We start from the raw sequence: 18206 nt of genomic DNA on the forward strand, positions 1-18206 counted from the left end.
GGCTTTTGGTTTTTCAGCTTTTAGCCTTCCACAGCAGGAATATGCCCAAACATCTCCTGAGTAAACGCCACACGCTCCTCAACCGTTTCCGTCACCCCACGCGCCTTCAGCTCTTCCAGTCGCGCCTCCACCGCATGGGTGCGCAACGTCAACCCACAGTCATTGGCGATCTGGATATTCAGCCCCGGCCGCGCATTCAACTCAAGAATCAGCGGACCTTTTTCCTGATCCAGCACCATATCAACACCGATATAGCCCAACCCGCACAGCTCATAACAGCCTGCCGCGAGTTTCATGAAGCCGTCCCAGTAGGGCAGTTGCACGCCGTCCACCGCGTTGGTGGTGTCGGGGTGTTTGGTGATGATGTTGTTCAGCCAGGTGCCGCGCAATGTCAGACCGGTCGCAAGATCCACGCCGACACCGATGGCGCCCTGGTGCAGGTTGGCCTTGCCGCCGGACTGCCGGGTCGGCAGGCGCAGCATTGCCATCACCGGATAGCCCATCAACACGATGATGCGGATGTCCGGCACGCCTTCGTAGCTGATGCTTTTGAAGATCTGATCCGGGGTCACGCGGTATTCGATCAGCGCCCGGTCACGGTGGCCGCCCAGCGAATACAAACCGGTGAGAATGCTCGAGATGTGATGCTCAAGCTCTTCGTGAGCAAGGATCTTGCCCGACACCGTGCGATAGCGACCTTCGAAACGGTCGGCGATGACAATGATGCCGTCGCCGCCCGCGCCCTGGGCCGGTTTGATCACGAAGTCGCTGCGCCCGCCGATGATCTCGTCGAGCTTGTCGATTTCCTTCTCGGTGGAAATCACGCCATACAGTTCCGGAACATGAATGCCGGCCTCGATCGCGCGTTCCTTGGTGATGATCTTGTCATCGACGATCGGGTACAGGCTGCGCTTGTTGTACTTGAGCACGTAGTCGGCGTTACGCCGATTGATGCCCATGATGCCCCGCGCCTCCAGCGCCTTCCAGGTCTTCCAGAAACCGAACATCAGGCGTCAGCCTTCTTCAGGAAAGCCTTGAAGCGCACCAGTTCGGTCAGGCGGTAGCCGCGATAGCGACCCATCGCCAGCATGAAACCGACCAGAATCAACAGGATCGCCGGGAACGTAAACACGAAGTAAACCAGCTCCGGCACAGTCATGATCAAGTGCGCCAGAGAAGCGGCGAACAGCGTGCCAATCGCGACTTTCATCGCATGGCTGGCACCGCGCTCTTCCCAGGTGATCGACAGGCGTTCGATGGTCATGGTCAGAATCACCATCGGGAACAGCGCCACCGACAAGCCGCGCTCCAGACCGAGCTTATGGCTGAACAGACTGATCGCCGCGATCAACACCACCACGAAGGTCAATACCACCGAGAGTCGCGGCAGCATTTGCAGCTTCAGGTGTTCCAGATAGGAGCGTAATGACAGCCCCAGCGCCGTGATCACGGTAAACAGCAGAATGCCGAAGCCCAGCTGCGTTTCACGGAAGGCGAGGGCGATCAGCACTGGCGTGAACGTACCGAGGGTCTGCAGGCCGATCAGGTTGCGCAAAATCAGAATCACCAGCACGCCGATCGGGATCATCACCATGATCATGAACGTCTGCTGGGTCTGCAGCGGCAAGCCGTACAGCGAGTATTCGAGGAAGTTGGCGTCGGTGTTCTCGTCGGTCAGCTTGGCCAGACGAATCGCGTTCATCTCGCTGTTGTTCAGGCTGAAGGTCACGTTGGCTTTCTTGCCGCCGTCGACGGTGATCAGGTTTTCATCGCCGGTCCACCACAACAGGCGGTCGGTAGGCAGGCCTTGCTCGCCGGTTTCCGGGTTGAAGTACAGCCAGTCGTTGCCGTTGAAGCTGCGCAGCCACAGTTCAGGCGTTTGCGGCTGATCGGCGACGAGGCGAATGGTGTGGACTTTCTCTACCGGAACGTGGGCGATGGACAGGAGCAATTCGACGATTTTGGCTTTGTGCGCGGTCGACGGGTCGCCAGCCAGCAGCAGTTTCACGTTGTCGTCGTTGAGGTTGTTGACGCGCTTGATCGCCTCGCCAATAAAGGTTTCGACGTCGGCCGAGTGCTGGCGAATCGGCGCGAGCAGGGCTTCTGCGGCGATTTTCTCCGGGCCTTCGATGGCGATGCTGTCGCGGAAGGTCGGGCCTTTGATCTTGGTTTTTTCTGCGGTGTAGCGCTTGGTCAGCACCAGACGGTAATAAAGGGTCTGGTTGCCCTTGGCGCGGCGTGCCGACCAGGTCACCTTGCGGTTGCCATCGACGCGGTTCACGGCGACGCCGTAGTTATTCGAGATGAAGCTTTCGTTGAGGCTGACGTAATCGCGGCTCAACGGCGGCACGAACATCTGGATCTTCACCGGATCCTTGGTGCTGGCGACGAACTCGACCTTGGCGTCGATGTTCCACAAGTCGTCGGTCGCATCTTCGGTCACCGGGATGCCGAGTACGAAAATCTGATAGGCCGTAACCGAAACGCCCAGTAACACCAGAATGGTGATCAGGATTTTCAGGTGGAAGGTTAGAGAACGCATGGAAATTACTCGGCGGTATGAGCGGCGATGGTGCAGGCGGGTTTGCCGGCAGCGTATTTAAGACTGGGGTCGACCAGCGCGTCGAAGCGTTTCAACGCTTCGGAGCCGATCAAAAGCGGGTATTGGAACGCACTTCGGTCGGTCAGGTTCACTTCGATGCTGCGCATCGCCGTGCCCATGCAGATATCCAGCTCGATTACCGGACGGGCGGTGTACTTCTTGCCTTCTTCCGGGTCGTAGTCGCCGGCGCGGCGTTTGATTTTGCTGACGCGGGCCAGTGGCCGTTCGATCGGGTGCGAATGCGCGGCGTCGACCGCCAGGTAGAAACGTACCCAGGACTCACCGTTGCGTTTAAAGCGTTTGATGTCGCGGGCACTCAGCGAGGCGGTTTTCGCGCCGGTGTCGAGTTTGGCCGCGACTTCGAGATTGATGCCGTCAAGCGAAGCGTATTCGTTGAGGCCGTACACGGTTTTTTCCCCCGCGGCGGCGAGGCCGGGCAGGCAAAACAGGGCAAAGAATGTGGGAAAAGGCTTGAGTCTCATAAATCCTGGTGCGCAGCGTTCCGTTTTCGGTTCAGGTCCCTGGCAAAACTTGCGCAAGGCCCTTCGTGTGCCTGGCAGCTTTTTATGACAAGCCGTACAAATGGCCAGCAAATGCGGGCGGCATTCTAGCACGGTGGGTTTATGGCGCCAGCGCTTGAGCCGGTCTATAACCCTTGGGGTTTTCCTGTGGGAGCGAGCCTGCTCGCGAAGGCGGTGTGTCATCCACAGCAGATGCTGACTGACACTACGCTTTCGCGAGCAGGCTCGCTCCCACAGGGTTAGGCGTTAAGGACAGGCGTCTGGGGTTATTAGACGATTGTCGACAATATCCATTTATCCTTTGACTCGTGCGGGCGAATTGGCTAGTTTTTGCCGCATTGGATTTAAAGGTGTCGACAATCATGCTGGATCAACTCGATCCCCCGGTCATCAGCGGCGACGATTCCGAGACGCTCTCGGAAAACGTCTTCCGGCGTATTCAGGCGGCCATCGTCAAAGGCGAGATCGCCCCGGGCAGCAAGATCTCCGAGCCGGAACTGGCGCGCACCTACGGCATCAGTCGCGGGCCGCTGCGTGAGGCGATTCACCGACTCGAAGGCCAGCGCTTGCTGGTGCGCGTTCCGCACGTCGGCGCACGGGTGGTCTCGCTCAGCCATGCCGAATTGCTCGAACTCTACGAAATCCGCGAATCTCTCGAAGGCATGGCCTGCCGTCTGGCGGCCGAGCGCATGAGCGTCGAAGAAATCGATGAACTGCGTCGCGTGCTGGAAACCCATGAACGCGATGCCGCGTTTCAGGCCGGCGTTGGCTACTACCAGCAGGAAGGCGATTTCGACTTTCACTACCGGATCATCCAGGGCAGCGGCAACCGCACGCTGACGCAGATGCTTTGTGGCGAGCTGTATCAACTGGTGCGCATGTACCGCATCCAGTTTTCCACCACGCCGAACCGCCCGCGCCAGGCCTTCGCCGAACACCACCGGATTCTCGATGCCATCGCCGACCGTGACGGCGAACTCGCGGAATTGTTGATGCGTCGTCACATCGGCGCCTCGAAACGCAACATCGCCCGTCACTACCAGGACGGCGCCCACAATAAGACAGCCACTGAACGAGGTGAGTCATGAGTTCCAAGCACAGCACTCCAGGCCAGCGTTTCCGCGATGCGGTCGCCAGCGAGCATCCCTTGCAAGTGGTCGGCGCGATCAACGCCAACCACGCGTTGCTGGCCAAACGCGCCGGTTTCAAGGCGATCTACCTGTCCGGTGGCGGGGTGGCCGCAGGCTCGCTCGGCGTGCCGGATCTGGGCATCACCGGTCTGGACGATGTGCTGACCGATGTGCGCCGCATCACCGATGTTTGCGATCTGCCGCTGCTGGTCGACGTCGACACCGGGTTCGGCTCGTCGGCGTTCAACGTGGCGCGCACGGTCAAATCGATGATCAAGTTCGGTGCGGCGGCGATTCACATTGAGGATCAGGTCGGCGCCAAGCGCTGTGGCCACCGTCCGAACAAAGAAATCGTCAGTCAGCAGGAAATGGTCGACCGCATCAAAGCCGCGGTCGACGCGCGTACCGATGACAGCTTCGTGATCATGGCGCGCACCGACGCACTGGCGGTGGAAGGTCTGGAATCGGCACTCGATCGCGCAGCAGCGTGCATCGAGGCTGGTGCTGACATGATTTTTCCGGAAGCCATCACTGAACTGGAAATGTACAAGCTGTTCGCCAGCCGCGTGAAAGCGCCGATCCTGGCCAACATCACCGAGTTCGGTTCGACACCGCTGTACACCACCGAGCAACTGGCCGGCGCCGACGTGTCGCTGGTGCTGTATCCGCTGTCGGCGTTCCGCGCGATGAACAAGGCGGCGGAAAACGTTTACACCGCGATCCGTCGCGACGGCACGCAGCAGAATGTCATCGACACCATGCAGACTCGCATGGAGCTTTACGATCGCATCGATTACCACACGTTCGAGCAGAAGCTCGACGCGTTGTTTGCACAAAAGAAAGGCTGAATTAGACCCCTGTGGGAGCGAGCCTGCTCGCGAAAGCGGTGGATCAGGCAATATCAAAGTGACTGACAGGACGCTTTCGCGAGCAGGCTCGCTCCCACAAGTTTTCCCCATACAAATTCAAAAAGATTGGAGAACACAATGGCCGAAGCAAAAGTACTCAGTGGCGCCGGACTGCGTGGTCAGGTTGCCGGGCAAACCGCACTGTCCACCGTGGGCCAGGCCGGTGCCGGGCTGACCTATCGCGGCTACGACGTGCGCGAACTGGCAGCCGATGCACAATTTGAAGAAGTCGCGTACCTGCTGCTCTACGGCGAACTGCCGACCAAGGCGCAACTCGACGAATACCAAGGCAAGCTGAGCAAGCTGCGCGACCTGCCGCAAGCGCTGAAAGAAGTGCTCGAACGCATCCCCGCCGACGCCCACCCGATGGACGTGATGCGCACCGGTTGCTCGTTCCTCGGCAACCTCGAACCGGAGAAAGACTTCTCCGAACAGCGCGACAAGACTGACCGCCTGCTCGCCGCGTTCCCGGCGATCATGTGCTACTGGTATCGCTTCAGCCACGACGGCAAACGCATCAATTGCGTCAGCGACGAACCAACCCTCGGCGGCCATTTCCTGCACCTGCTGCACGACAAGAAGCCGAGCGAACTGCACGTCAAGGTGATGAACGTGTCGCTGATCCTTTACGCCGAGCACGAATTCAACGCCTCGACCTTCACCGCGCGCGTCTGTGCTTCGACCCTGTCCGATCTGTATTCCTGCGTAACAGCGGCCATCGGTTCGCTGCGTGGCCCGCTGCACGGCGGTGCCAACGAAGCGGCGATGGAAATGATCGAGCGCTTCGCGTCGCCGGAAGACGCGATCAAAGGCACCCTCGGCATGCTCGAGCGCAAAGACAAGATCATGGGCTTCGGCCACGCGATCTATAAGGACAGCGATCCACGCAACGAGGTGATCAAGGGCTGGGCGAAACAGCTAGCTGACGAAGTCGGTGACAAGGTGCTGTTTTCGGTTTCGGAAGCCATCGACAAGACCATGTGGGAACAGAAAAAACTCTTTCCCAACGCCGATTTCTACCATGCCTCGGCGTACCACTTCATGGGCATTCCGACCAAGCTGTTTACGCCGATCTTCGTCTGCTCGCGCCTGACTGGCTGGGCCGCGCACGTGTTCGAACAGCGCGCCAACAACCGCATCATCCGCCCAAGCGCCGAATACATCGGCGTTGAACAGCGCAAGTTCGTGCCAATCGAACGTCGCTGAAATGGTGAGTGCCAAGCGCTGATCCAGAGGTTCACCGGAGAACCTGTGGGAGCTGGCTTGCCAGCGATGACTGAGTCATATCCGACATCAATGTCGACTGACCCACCGCTATCGCTGGCAAGCCAGCTCCCACAGGGTTGAGTGTGAATTTCGAGGTTGGCGCCAGGCATCACCCTTTGAAACTACCGTGACCCGAGTCCTGACCCGATGAACACAGAATTCCGTAAAACCCTGCCCGGCAGTCCTCTGGATTATTTCGACGCCCGCGCGGCGGTCGAGGCGATTCAGCCCGGCAGTTACGACACCCTGCCGTACACCTCCCGCGTGCTGGCGGAAAATCTCGTGCGTCGCTGCGACCCGGCCACGCTCAGCGATTCCCTCAAGCAACTGATCGAGCGCAAACGCGACCTCGATTTCCCGTGGTTCCCGGCGCGTGTGGTCTGCCATGACATTCTCGGCCAGACCGCGCTGGTCGACCTCGCTGGCCTGCGGGACGCCATCGCCTTGCAGGGCGGCGACCCGGCGCAGGTCAACCCGGTGGTGCCGACGCAATTGATCGTCGACCACTCGCTGGCGGTGGAGGCGGGCGGTTTCGACAAGCAGGCGTTCGAGAAAAACCGCGCCATCGAAGACCGTCGCAACGAAGACCGTTTTCACTTCATCAACTGGACCAAAAAAGCCTTCAAGAACGTTGATGTGATCCCGCCAGGCAACGGCATCATGCACCAGATCAACCTGGAGAAAATGTCTCCGGTGATCCAGGTGCGTGAAGGCGTGGCGTTCCCTGACACCTGCGTCGGCACTGACAGCCACACCCCGCACGTCGATGCGTTGGGCGTGATCGCCATCGGCGTCGGCGGCCTCGAAGCCGAGAGCGTGATGCTCGGTCGCGCGTCGTGGATGCGCCTGCCGGAAAGCGTCGGCGTCGAGCTGACCGGCAAGCTGCAATCGGGCATCACCGCCACCGACATGGTGCTGGCGCTGACCGAATACCTGCGCAAACAGAAAGTCGTCGGCGCGTGGCTGGAGTTTTTCGGCGAAGGCGCAGCGGCGCTGACCCTCGGCGACCGCGCAACCATCTCCAACATGGCCCCGGAATACGGCGCCACGGCAGCGATGTTCTACATCGATCAGCAAACCATCGATTACCTGAAGCTGACCGGTCGTGAGGACCAGCAAGTGCAGTTGGTCGAGCAATACGCCAAGCTCACCGGCCTGTGGGCAGACAGTTTGAAAGGCGCGCAATACGAGCGTGGTCTGACCTTCGATCTGTCCTCGGTCGTGCGCAACATGGCCGGCCCGAGCAACCCGCACGCTCGCGTTGCAGTGTCGGATCTGGCGGCCAAAGGCATCTCTGGGCAGTGGGAAGACGTGCCGGGGCAAATGCCTGACGGCGCGGTGATCATCGCCGCCATCACCAGTTGCACCAACACCAGCAACCCACGCAACGTCATCGCCGCCGGCCTGCTCGCGCGCAACGCCAACAAGCTCGGCCTGACTCGCAAACCATGGGTGAAATCCTCGCTGGCACCGGGTTCGAAAACCGTGGCGCTGTACCTCGACGAAGCAGGGTTGACCACTGAGCTGGAGCAACTCGGTTTCGGCGTCGTCGCCTTCGCCTGCACCACCTGCAACGGCATGTCCGGTGCGCTCGATCCGCTGATTCAGCAAGAGATCATCGACCGCGATCTGTATGCGACTGCCGTACTCTCCGGCAACCGCAACTTCGACGGCCGCATTCACCCGTACGCCAAACAAGCGTTCCTCGCTTCGCCGCCATTGGTGGTCGCTTACGCCATTGCCGGGACCATCCGTTTCGATATCGAAAAAGACGTACTCGGTGTTGTGGACGGCAAGGAAATCCGCCTGAAAGACATCTGGCCGAGCGACGAAGAAATCGACGCCGTGGTGAAGTCTTCAGTCAAGCCTGAGCAATTCCGTCAGGTCTATATTCCGATGTTCGCCGTCCACGAAGACACCGGCCCGAAAGTCACGCCGCTGTACGACTGGCGCGAGATGAGTACCTACATTCGCCGTCCGCCGTACTGGGAAGGCGCGCTGGCCGGCGCACGTCCGCTGAAGGGCATGCGCCCGCTGGCGGTGCTGCCGGACAACATCACCACCGATCACCTGTCGCCATCGAACGCCATCATGCTCGACAGCGCCGCTGGCGAATACCTGGCGAAAATGGGCCTGCCGGAAGAGGACTTCAACTCCTACGCAACGCACCGTGGCGACCACTTGACCGCGCAGCGCGCGACCTTCGCCAACCCGAAATTGTTCAACGAAATGGTCGTGGAAAACGGCAAGGTCAAACAGGGTTCGCTGGCGCGGGTCGAGCCGGAAGGCAAGGTCATGCGCATGTGGGAAGCCATCGAAACCTACATGGAGCGCAAGCAGCCACTGATCATCATCGCCGGCGCCGATTACGGTCAGGGTTCGTCCCGTGACTGGGCGGCGAAGGGCGTGCGTCTGGCCGGTGTCGAAGCGATTGCCGCTGAAGGTTTCGAGCGCATTCACCGCACCAACCTGGTGGGCATGGGCGTGTTGCCGCTGGAGTTCAAACCGGGCACCGACCGGCACACGCTGGTCATCGACGGCAGCGAAACCTACGACGTGATCGGCGAGCGCAAACCGCGCGCGGATCTGACGCTGGTGATCCATCGCCAGAACGGTGAGCGCGTTGATGTGCCGGTGACCTGCCGTCTGGATACCGCTGAAGAAGTGTCGATCTACGAGGCCGGCGGCGTGTTGCAGCGCTTCGCTCAGGACTTCCTTGAAGAGTCGGCGGTTGCCGTTTAAATCAACTGATGTGGGCAGGGGATTTTAAGTCCCGTGCCCTCGGTAAGGAGCATCATGGCTCACGCACCACAAATCAAAATCCCCGCCACCTACATGCGCGGCGGCACTAGCAAAGGCGTGTTTTTCAGCCTCAAGGATCTGCCCGAGGCGGCGCAAATTCCCGGCCCGGTTCGCGACGCTTTATTGCTGCGCGTAATCGGCAGCCCCGACCCGTACGACAAGCAGATCGACGGCATGGGTGGCGCGACTTCAAGCACCAGCAAAACCGTGATCCTGTCGAAAAGCATCAAGGCTGATCACGACGTCGATTACCTGTTCGGTCAGGTTTCCATCGACAAGCCTTTTGTGGACTGGAGCGGTAACTGCGGCAACCTCTCGGCAGCGGTCGGTTCGTTCGCCATCAGCAATGGCTTGGTCGACGCCAGCCGCATTCCGCACAACGGTGTCGCGGTGGTGCGCGTGTGGCAGGCCAACATCGGCAAAACGATAATTGCCCATGTGCCAATCACCAACGGCGAAGTGCAGGAAACCGGTGATTTCGAACTCGACGGGGTGACCTTTCCGGCCGCCGAAGTGCAAGTCGAATTCATGGACCCGGCGGCGGAAGAAGAGGGCGGCGGTGGTTCGATGTTCCCCACCGGCAACCTGATCGATGAGCTGGAAGTGCCGGGCGTCGGCACCTTCAAGGCGACCATGATCAACGCCGGCATCCCGACGATTTTCGTCAACGCCGAAGACATCGGTTACACCGGCACCGAACTGCAAAGCGCGATCAATAGTGATCCGCAAGCGTTGCAGATGTTTGAGACGATTCGCGCTTACGGCGCATTGCGCATGGGCTTGATTGCCAATCTCGATGAAGCAGCGAAACGGCAGCACACGCCGAAAGTCGCGTTTGTCGCCAAGCCTGCGAATTACGTGGCGTCCAGTGGCAAGGCGATTGGTGCCGGTGACGTGGATTTGCTCGTGCGCGCGTTGTCGATGGGCAAGTTGCACCACGCGATGATGGGCACGGCGGCGGTGGCGATTGGTACTGCGGCAGCGATTTCCGGCACTTTGGTAAACCTCGCCGCGGGTGGCGTTGAACGCAATGCCGTGCGCTTCGGGCATCCGTCCGGAACCCTGCGCGTTGGTGCTGAAGCCAGCCTGGAAAACGGTGAGTGGGTGGTGAAGAAAGCCATCATGAGCCGTAGTGCGCGGGTTCTTATGGAAGGCTACGTACGCATCCCGGGCGATTCTTTCTGATTTGAGATGTTTTACCCTCATCGGAACGCCGCCCGCCCAGCCCTCTCCCAAAGGGAGAGGGGGCCGTCCGAGGTGTTTGAAATTGCGCATTGACCAGATCGATTATGGATTCAATGGAGATCGTTCACGTCGGTGAACCTCCACAGCATCTCCCAATCGGTTCCCTCTCCCTCGGGAGAGGGCTAGGGTGAGGGGCTACTCACTCAAGCAACACCAAAAGAGCAGGCACCCCAGACCTGCAATCACCCAAACCCGCCAAGCCCTGAGGAAGACCGCACCACTCATCATTTCCCGCACAGGAGAACCGCAATGAGCGCCAACGTCGACCTGAACAATCGCCCCGACTACGACCCTGTCCTGCAGGACATCGCCGATTACGTCCTCACCTTCAAAGTCAGCTCTGCCGAAGCCCTCGACACCGCCCGCAACTGCCTGATGGACACACTGGGCTGCGGACTGCTGGCACTGCGTTTCCCCGAGTGCACCAAACACCTAGGCCCGCTAGTCGAAGGAACGGTGGTTCCTTACGGTGCGCGGGTCCCCGGCACCAGCTATCGCCTCGACCCGGTCAAAGCCGCGTGGGACATCGGCTGCATCGTCCGTTGGCTCGATTACAACGACACCTGGCTCGCCGCCGAATGGGGGCATCCCTCGGACAACCTCGGTGGCATTCTCGCGGTGGCGGATCACCTCTCGCAGAAGCGCGTGGCCAACGCTGAAGCACCGCTGACAATCCGCGATGTGCTCGAGGCAATGATCATGGCCCACGAGATCCAAGGCGTGATCGCTCTGGAAAACTCCTTCAATCGTGTAGGACTCGATCACGTCATCCTGGTGAAAGTCGCCTCCACAGCTGTTACCGCCAAACTCATGGGCGCCAATCGCGAGCAGCTGTTGTCGGCGTTGTCCCACGCGTTCGCTGATGGCCAAGCCCTACGCACCTATCGTCATGCGCCGAACGCCGGTTCGCGAAAATCCTGGGCAGCGGGGGATGCTTCGAGTCGTGGTGTGCGTCTGGCCGACATCGCCCTGCGCGGCGAAATGGGCATTCCCGGGGTACTGACGGCAAAACAGTGGGGCTTTTATGATGTGCTGTTCAGCCACACCAACAGCGATCTGGCGCTGAAACCGCAAGACAAACGCGCCTTCGGTTTCTCGCGGCCATTCGGCAGTTATGTGATGGAAAACGTCCTGTTCAAGATCAGCTTCCCCGCTGAATTTCATGCGCAAACTGCTTGCGAAGCAGCGGTGACACTGCATCCGCAAGTGCGCAATCGCCTGCATGAAATCGACCGCATCGTCATCACCACCCACGAATCGGCGATCCGCATCATTTCCAAGGTCGGGCCATTGGCCAACGCTGCCGACCGCGACCACTGCATCCAGTACATGACCGCCGTGCCGCTGGCGTTTGGCAATCTGGTCGCCGAGCAATACGAAGACGATTTCCACCGGGCGCATCCGGTCATCGATGTATTGCGCGAGAAAATGATCATCGTCGAAGAGCCGCGCTTCACCCGCGAATACCTTGAGGCTGACAAGCGCTCGATCGCTAACGCCGTACAGGTGTTTTTCAAGGACGGCAGCAGCACCGAAAATGTCGTGGTGGAGTACCCGATCGGTCATCGCCGGCGCCGTGTCGAGGGCATTCCGTTGCTTGAGGACAAGTTCAAAGCCAACCTGGCCACGCGCTTCACTGGTCAGCGCAGCAGCGAGATCTTCGCGTTGTGCAAGGATCAGACGCTGCTTGAAGCCACCCCGGTAAACCGCTTTGTGGATATGTTCGTTATCTGAACCACTTTTCCACAGGCAATTTGGTAATCGCAAAACCGCTCAACAAAATTGCCGAATAGATCATCAGCTCCCGGGACAGGGTTTGCCCTTCGTACCAGGCGCCGATGATCACGGCGAACACCGGGAAGATGATAAACACGAACGACAGAATGATCGGGCTCAGGCGTTTAAGCAGCAAAAAATAAACGATGAATCCGCCGACCGAGGCCACCAGTCCCAGATACAGCAGGGCGCCCCATGAGCGTGCGCTCACCTGCGCAAACACCGGTGCCTCAATGCTCAAGCCGACAATAAATAACATCAGCCCGGCGATACCGATCGGCAGCGTGTTGTAGGTGATCACACTGATGGCGCTGCCGTGTTTTTTCGTCACCACGTAACACAGCGCGTGCATCACCGCTGCGCACAGAATCGCCAACACGCCAAGCCATTCCGCCTGATCAAGATGCAGACCCTGACTGCGAATAATCATGAACAGACTGCCAAAGCCAATCGCGATACCGAGCATTTGCGACGGGTAGATCTTCTCGCGCAGAAACAGCGCCGAGAACAGCAGGATAAACACCGGCATGCAGCTGAACAGCAGCGCTGTCAGGCCGGATGATACGTGCATCTCGCCGTAGTTGAGCAGGTAGTAGGGCAGGCTGAAATACGACAGCGTGACGAACACAAAGAACCCGCGACTTTGCTTTGGAAAAAACAGCGGTTCCTTGCGCAACAGCGCGAAGCTCAGGAACAGCGGAAAAGCGATCAAAAAACGCAATCCAGCGGCGGTCAGTGGCGGCACGCTTTCCACCGCAATCTTGATCCCCAGCCATGTCGTGCCCCAGCTCAGGCAGACGATCAAAAACAGCGTGCTGGTGAACAGTCCAGCGAGCCAGGGTTTGCTGATATTCATCGGTGTGCTGACGGCGGTCGACATGTGGCGTGCTCCGAACGGTGGAATTGACCTGATCGCGGAAACCGGATATTTCTAAATGAACCTGTTTTAAGCACGCTATTCGGGGCGAGAATGACTGTCAAAGTAAGTATTGCCATGGTGTCAATCCTCCGCGACGGCCTCGCCAATGGCGTCGGTGTGAAGTACAAGCGCTTGGCTGATGCGGTCGCACAGGCCATCGAGGAAGGGGTGATCGATGCGGGATGCAAGTTGCCGCCGCACCGATTGCTGGCCGACAGCCTGGGCGTGACCATCGGCACCATCAGTCGTGCCTACGGTGAATTGGAACGCGTGGGATTGGTCGTCGCCCGCGTCGGAGATGGCACTTATGTCTGTCAGCGCGGGATGGAGCGGCCGCAGGACAAAGGCTTTCGCAATGTCAGCGATGAGCCGTCAGCCTGTTTTGACATGAGCCGCAATCAGCCGATTCCCGCGCAGGAAGCGGCGTTCATGAGCCAGAGTCTGCAGGAACTGGCCAGTGATCCGCGGGTGTTACAGCAGTTGACCGGGTACACCGCTGAAGGTGGGCTGGCACGGCACCGATTGGCGGGGGCGGTCTGGCTGCAGCACGAAGCGTTCGTGCCGCATGCCGATCAGGTGTTGTGCGTCAACGGTGGTCAGCATGGTTTGTTGTGCGCGCTGATGGGCTTGCTCAAGGCCGGTGACACAGTGGTCACCGAGCATTTGTCCTACCCCGGATTGATCGGCGTCGCACGCCAGCTTGGGATAAAACTTGTCGGCGCAGCGATGGATGACGAAGGATTGTTGCCGTCGGCACTGGAGGACATCTGCCGTCAACATCGTGTTTCGGCGCTGTATTGCACGCCAACGATCCAGAATCCTACAGCCGCCGTGATGTCGATCCCACGGCGTGAGGCGATTGCCGACCTCTGTCGCCAGCACAACCTGTTGATGATCGAAGACGAGGCTCACGCCGTTCTTGACCGCCAACGGCCATTGCCGCTCAGTTATTTCGCACCGGAGCGCTCGGTGTTGATTGGCAGTTTGAGCAAAGCTGTTTCCGCCGGATTGCGCGTCGGTTACCTGCACGCCCCGCAGGCGTTGATCGGCCGTTTGAGTGCCGCCATCCGCGCAACGTGCTGGATGGCCAATCCACTCTCGATGGAAGTGGCCAGTCTGTGGATCGAAAGCGGCATGGCCGAGCGTTTGCTGGACGAACAGATCAGCGAGATCGCTCGGCGCAAAGCCTTGGTGGCGCCTGTTCTGCAGGGTTTGAATTACAGGACTCACCCTTACAGCCCGCATTTCTGGGTGGAAGTGCCTGAGCTGTGGCGGGCGTCGCAGATTGCGGCGGAGTTGAAGGAGAACAACTATCTGGTGGCCACCGCCGAGGCGTTTGCGGTCGGGCATGCGGCGGTGCCACAGTTTATTCGGGTGAGTGTGTGTAATGCGGTGGGAGATGATCGGTTGTTGCTGGCAGGTTTTGAAGCTCTGGCCAGGGCATTAACAGACACCGTGTAATGGTTCTTCGCGAGCAGGCTCGCTACCACAAGGGGGGTGGGGGGAATGCAGCATGTGCAAACACCCGAGAACCCTGTGGGAGCGAGCCTGCTCGCGAAGGCGTCGGATCAGGAATACAGACCTATTTGAACCGCCGCTCCACGCCTTTCTCTACCAGAATCTTCGCCGAAATCTCTTCCACCGAAAAATGCGTGGAGTTGATGTTGGGAATATTCTCGCGGCGGAACAGGTTCTCCACCTCACGCACTTCGAATTCGCACTGCGCATAACTCGAATAACGGCTGTTGGGCTTGCGCTCGTTGCGGATCGCGGTGAGGCGGTCCGGGTCGATGGTCAGGCCAAACAACTTGTGCTGATGGGCGCGCAGGGCTGTCGGCAGGGTCAGGCGTTCCATGTCGTCTTCGGTCAGCGGATAGTTCGCCGCGCGGATGCCGAACTGCATGGCCATGTACAGGCACGTCGGCGTTTTGCCGCATCGCGACACGCCCACTAGTATCAGGTCGGCTTTATCGTAATAGTGGGTGCGCGCACCGTCGTCGTTGTCGAGGGCAAAGTTAACCGCCTCGATACGCTCCATGTAATTGGAGTTGTGCCCGATCGAGTGCGACTTGCCGACGGTGTAGGAAGAATGCTCGGTCAGTTCCTGCTCCAGCGGGGCAAGAAAGGTCGAGAAAATGTCGATCATGAAACCATTGGACGTTGCGAGAATCTCACGGATGTCCTGATTGACGATGGTGTCGAAGATGATCGGGCGAAAGCCGTCGGTTTCAGCGGCTTTGTTGATTTGTTGTACCATGGCCCGCGCTTTTTCAACGCTGTCGATGTACGGTCGCGTGAATTTGCGGAAGGTAATGTTTTCGAACTGCGCCAGAAGGCTTTGACCCAGGGTTTCGGCAGTGATGCCGGTGCCATCGGAGATGAAGAAAGCAGATCGTTTCATTTGCACCTTGGGCCTTAAGCTAATGAGCATTTCTGGATATGATAGGCGCGATTTGTCGGCCGCGACTGGCCCGCATTCTCACTTATTTTCCAGGTCCAGGCCATACAACCGGCCATGGCTCCCCCGGGCCGCCGGTTTCTGAGCTTTTCCAACACAGTTAGTGGAGAGATCACCTTGGTAGAGTACGTAGTTTCCCTCGATAAGCTCGGCAAACACGATGTTGAGCATGTGGGGGGCAAGAACGCATCCCTGGGCGAGATGATCAGTAACCTGGCAGGTGCCGGTGTTTCGGTCCCCGGCGGCTTCGCCACGACGGCTCAGGCTTATCGTGATTTCCTCGAGCTGAGCGGCCTCAACGACCAGATCCACGCGGCCCTCGACGCGCTCGACGTTGACGACGTCAACGCCCTGGCCAAGACCGGCGCGCAGATCCGTCAATGGATCATGGAAGCCCAATTCCCTGAAAAACTGAATGCCGAAATCCGCACCGCGTTCGCCGCGCTGTCGGCCGGCAATCCTGACGTGGCCGTGGCCGTGCGTTCTTCCGCCACCGCCGAAGACTTGCCGGACGCGTCGTTCGCCGGTCAGCAGGAAACCTTCCTGAACATCCGTGGCGTGGAAAACGTTATCCGCGCCGCCAAAGAGGTGTTCGCTTCGCTGTTCAACGACCGTGCGATTTCCTACCGCGTGCACCAGGGCTTTGACCACAAACTGGTCGCCCTGTCGGCTGGCGTGCAGCGCATGGTGCGTTCGGAAACCGGCACTGCCGGCGTGATGTTCACCCTCGATACCGAATCCGGTTTCCGTGACGTGGTGTTCATCACCGGCGCTTACGGTCTGGGCGAAACCGTCGTCCAGGGCGCGGTCAACCCGGATGAGTTCTATGTGCACAAGGGCACGCTGGAGGCCGGCCGTCCGGCGATCCTGCGTCGCAATCTGGGCAGCAAAGCCATCAAGATGATCTACGGCGACGAAGCCAAGGCCGGTCGTTCGGTCAAGACCGTCGACGTCGACAAGGCTGAGCGCGCGCGTTTCTGTCTGACCGACGCTGAAGTCAGTGAACTGGCCAAGCAAGCGATGATCATCGAAAAGCACTACGGCTGCCCGATGGACATCGAGTGGGCCAAGGACGGTGACGACGGCCAGCTGTACATCGTGCAGGCGCGTCCGGAAACCGTGAAAAGCCGCACCCAGGCCAACGTCATGGAACGTTACCTGTTGAAAGAAACCGGCACCGTGCTGGTGGAAGGTCGTGCGATTGGCCAGCGCATCGGCGCCGGTAAAGTACGGATCATCAAAGACGTTTCCGAGATGGACAAGGTCCAGCCGGGCGACGTGCTGGTTTCCGACATGACCGACCCGGATTGGGAACCGGTGATGAAGCGCGCCAGCGCCATCGTCACCAACCGTGGCGGGCGTACCTGCCACGCGGCGATCATCGCTCGCGAGCTGGGTATTCCGGCAGTGGTCGGTTGCGGTAACGCCACCCAACTGCTGAAGGATGGCCAGGGCGTGACCGTTTCGTGCGCCGAGGGCGACACCGGTTACATCTTCGAAGGCGAACTGGGCTTCGACATCAAGAAGAACTCCGTCGACGCCATGCCGGAGCTGCCGTTCAAGATCATGATGAACGTCGGCAACCCGGACCGCGCCTTCGACTTCGCGCAACTGCCGAACGCCGGTGTCGGCCTGGCCCGTCTGGAATTCATCATCAACCGCATGATCGGCGTCCACCCGAAAGCGCTGTTGAACTACGACGGTCTGCCGCAGGAGATCAAGGACAGCGTCGACAAGCGTATCGCCGGTTACAACGACCCGGTCGACTTCTATGTCGACAAACTGGTGGAAGGTATCAGCACCCTGGCTGCAGCGTTCACGCCGAAAAAAGTCATCGTGCGCCTGTCCGACTTCAAGTCCAACGAATACGCCAACCTGATCGGCGGCAAGCTCTACGAGCCGGAAGAAGAAAACCCGATGCTGGGTTTCCGTGGCGCTTCGCGTTACATCAGCGAATCGTTCCGTGACTGCTTCGAACTCGAATGCCGCGCGCTGAAACGTGTGCGCAACGAGATGGGCCTGACCAACGTCGAAATCATGGTGCCGTTCGTCCGTACTCTGGGCGAAGCCAGCCAAGTGGTCGATCTGTTGGCCGAAAACGGCTTGAAGCGCGGCGAAAACGGTCTGCGCGTGATCATGATGTGCGAATTGCCATCCAACGCGATCCTGGCTGAAGAATTCCTCGAATTCTTCGACGGGTTCTCGATCGGTTCCAACGACCTGACTCAGCTGACGCTGGGCCTGGACCGCGACTCCGGTATCATCGCGCACCTGTTCGACGAGCGTAATCCGGCGGTCAAGAAGCTGCTGGCCAACGCGATTGCCGCGTGCAACAAGGCCGGCAAGTACATCGGTATCTGCGGTCAGGGTCCTTCGGACCATCCGGATCTGGCCAAGTGGCTGATGGAGCAGGGCATTGAAAGCGTGTCGCTGAACCCGGACACCGTGCTGGAGACCTGGTTCTTCCTCGCCGAAGGCCAAGCGCCAGCCTGATCAGTATGTGAACGGCCCGCTCCCTTTGTGGGAGCGAGCCTGCTCGCGAAGACGGACTGACATTTAACATTGATGTCGACGGATGT

Annotated in this window: 13 protein-coding genes; 8 read left to right on the forward strand and 5 right to left on the reverse strand. The window is 59.5% G+C overall.

Annotation, left to right across the window (positions count from 1 at the left end; all coding sequences use genetic code 11):
* Positions 1 to 20: 20 nt before the first annotated feature.
* Genes ACZ0A4_RS04150 through rloA form a run of 3 tightly spaced genes read right to left on the reverse strand, consistent with a single transcriptional unit; the run spans position 21 to position 3084 of the window.
* Positions 21 to 1007: an alpha-L-glutamate ligase-like protein gene (locus tag ACZ0A4_RS04150; protein WP_077571819.1), complete on the reverse strand. Its 987-nt coding sequence runs from the start codon at positions 1005 to 1007 to the stop codon at positions 21 to 23.
* Positions 1007 to 2542, reverse strand: a complete 1536-nt coding sequence (gene rloB / locus ACZ0A4_RS04155) for an osmotic stress tolerance membrane protein RloB (protein WP_129391393.1) — start codon at positions 2540 to 2542, stop codon at positions 1007 to 1009. The genes ACZ0A4_RS04150 and rloB overlap by 1 nt, the downstream gene beginning before the upstream one ends.
* A 5-nt stretch (positions 2543 to 2547) precedes the next feature.
* Entirely contained in the window at positions 2548 to 3084 is a 537-nt protein-coding gene (rloA, locus tag ACZ0A4_RS04160) for a retropepsin-like aspartic peptidase RloA (protein ID WP_463573178.1), read from the reverse strand.
* A 404-nt stretch (positions 3085 to 3488) separates the two neighbouring features.
* On the opposite strand from rloA, the gene ACZ0A4_RS04165 reads away from it, so the two are divergent.
* The 6 genes from ACZ0A4_RS04165 to prpD all read left to right on the forward strand — a co-directional run bounded on the left by ACZ0A4_RS04165 (position 3489) and on the right by prpD (position 12208).
* Complete coding sequence (locus ACZ0A4_RS04165) at positions 3489 to 4211, forward strand: GntR family transcriptional regulator (protein ID WP_172828118.1); 723 nt, start codon at positions 3489 to 3491, stop codon at positions 4209 to 4211.
* The gene (gene prpB / locus ACZ0A4_RS04170) at positions 4208 to 5101 is read left to right on the forward strand and encodes a methylisocitrate lyase (protein ID WP_283437135.1); all 894 of its coding nucleotides are present in this window, start codon (positions 4208 to 4210) and stop codon (positions 5099 to 5101) included. The genes ACZ0A4_RS04165 and prpB overlap by 4 nt, the downstream gene beginning before the upstream one ends.
* A gap of 138 nt (positions 5102 to 5239) precedes the next feature.
* The gene (prpC, locus tag ACZ0A4_RS04175) at positions 5240 to 6367 is read left to right on the forward strand and encodes a bifunctional 2-methylcitrate synthase/citrate synthase (RefSeq protein WP_463573179.1); all 1128 of its coding nucleotides are present in this window, start codon (positions 5240 to 5242) and stop codon (positions 6365 to 6367) included.
* Positions 6368 to 6574: 207 nt separating this feature from the next.
* Entirely contained in the window at positions 6575 to 9169 is a 2595-nt protein-coding gene (acnD, locus tag ACZ0A4_RS04180; RefSeq protein ID WP_463573180.1) for a Fe/S-dependent 2-methylisocitrate dehydratase AcnD, read from the forward strand.
* A gap of 54 nt (positions 9170 to 9223) precedes the next feature.
* The gene (gene prpF / locus ACZ0A4_RS04185) at positions 9224 to 10414 is read left to right on the forward strand and encodes a 2-methylaconitate cis-trans isomerase PrpF (protein ID WP_463573181.1); all 1191 of its coding nucleotides are present in this window, start codon (positions 9224 to 9226) and stop codon (positions 10412 to 10414) included.
* Positions 10415 to 10723: 309 nt separating this feature from the next.
* Positions 10724 to 12208: a 2-methylcitrate dehydratase gene (gene prpD / locus ACZ0A4_RS04190; RefSeq protein ID WP_463573182.1), complete on the forward strand. Its 1485-nt coding sequence runs from the start codon at positions 10724 to 10726 to the stop codon at positions 12206 to 12208.
* Here prpD and ACZ0A4_RS04195 read toward each other — a convergent pair.
* Positions 12201 to 13106 carry a DMT family transporter gene (locus ACZ0A4_RS04195; RefSeq protein WP_463577486.1) on the reverse strand — a complete coding sequence of 302 codons (906 nt, stop codon included), beginning with the start codon at positions 13104 to 13106 and terminating at the stop codon, positions 12201 to 12203. The genes prpD and ACZ0A4_RS04195 overlap by 8 nt on opposite strands.
* A 114-nt stretch (positions 13107 to 13220) precedes the next feature.
* Here ACZ0A4_RS04195 and ACZ0A4_RS04200 point away from each other — a divergent pair, with 114 nt between their 5' ends.
* Positions 13221 to 14630: an aminotransferase-like domain-containing protein gene (locus ACZ0A4_RS04200; RefSeq protein ID WP_463573184.1), complete on the forward strand. Its 1410-nt coding sequence runs from the start codon at positions 13221 to 13223 to the stop codon at positions 14628 to 14630.
* A gap of 121 nt (positions 14631 to 14751) precedes the next feature.
* Here ACZ0A4_RS04200 and ppsR read toward each other — a convergent pair whose 3' ends face one another.
* Positions 14752 to 15570 (reverse strand): posphoenolpyruvate synthetase regulatory kinase/phosphorylase PpsR, encoded by an 819-nt coding sequence (ppsR, locus tag ACZ0A4_RS04205; protein WP_463573185.1) that lies wholly within the window; start codon positions 15568 to 15570, stop codon positions 14752 to 14754.
* Between the two features lie 174 nt (positions 15571 to 15744).
* Between ppsR and ppsA the strand changes: the two genes are divergently transcribed.
* Complete coding sequence (ppsA, locus tag ACZ0A4_RS04210) at positions 15745 to 18120, forward strand: phosphoenolpyruvate synthase (RefSeq protein WP_463573186.1); 2376 nt, start codon at positions 15745 to 15747, stop codon at positions 18118 to 18120.
* Positions 18121 to 18206: the final 86 nt, after the last annotated feature.

The organism is Pseudomonas sp. AC172 (assembly GCF_979258595.1).

Bases quoted from the DNA above. Each gene is read 5' to 3' on its own strand.
- ACZ0A4_RS04150 (WP_077571819.1), bottom strand. From the start codon at position 1,007: ATGTTCGGTTTCTGGAAGACCTGGAAGGCGCTGGAGGCGCGGGGCATC.
- rloB (WP_129391393.1), bottom strand. From the start codon at position 2,542: ATGCGTTCTCTAACCTTCCACCTGAAAATCCTGATCACCATTCTGGTG.
- rloA (WP_463573178.1), bottom strand. From the start codon at position 3,084: ATGAGACTCAAGCCTTTTCCCACATTCTTTGCCCTGTTTTGCCTGCCC.
- prpB (WP_283437135.1), top strand. From the start codon at position 4,208: ATGAGTTCCAAGCACAGCACTCCAGGCCAGCGTTTCCGCGATGCGGTC.
- prpC (WP_463573179.1), top strand. From the start codon at position 5,240: ATGGCCGAAGCAAAAGTACTCAGTGGCGCCGGACTGCGTGGTCAGGTT.
- acnD (WP_463573180.1), top strand. From the start codon at position 6,575: ATGAACACAGAATTCCGTAAAACCCTGCCCGGCAGTCCTCTGGATTAT.
- prpF (WP_463573181.1), top strand. From the start codon at position 9,224: ATGGCTCACGCACCACAAATCAAAATCCCCGCCACCTACATGCGCGGC.
- prpD (WP_463573182.1), top strand. From the start codon at position 10,724: ATGAGCGCCAACGTCGACCTGAACAATCGCCCCGACTACGACCCTGTC.
- ACZ0A4_RS04195 (WP_463577486.1), bottom strand. From the start codon at position 13,106: ATGAATATCAGCAAACCCTGGCTCGCTGGACTGTTCACCAGCACGCTG.
- ACZ0A4_RS04200 (WP_463573184.1), top strand. From the start codon at position 13,221: ATGACTGTCAAAGTAAGTATTGCCATGGTGTCAATCCTCCGCGACGGC.
- ppsR (WP_463573185.1), bottom strand. From the start codon at position 15,570: ATGAAACGATCTGCTTTCTTCATCTCCGATGGCACCGGCATCACTGCC.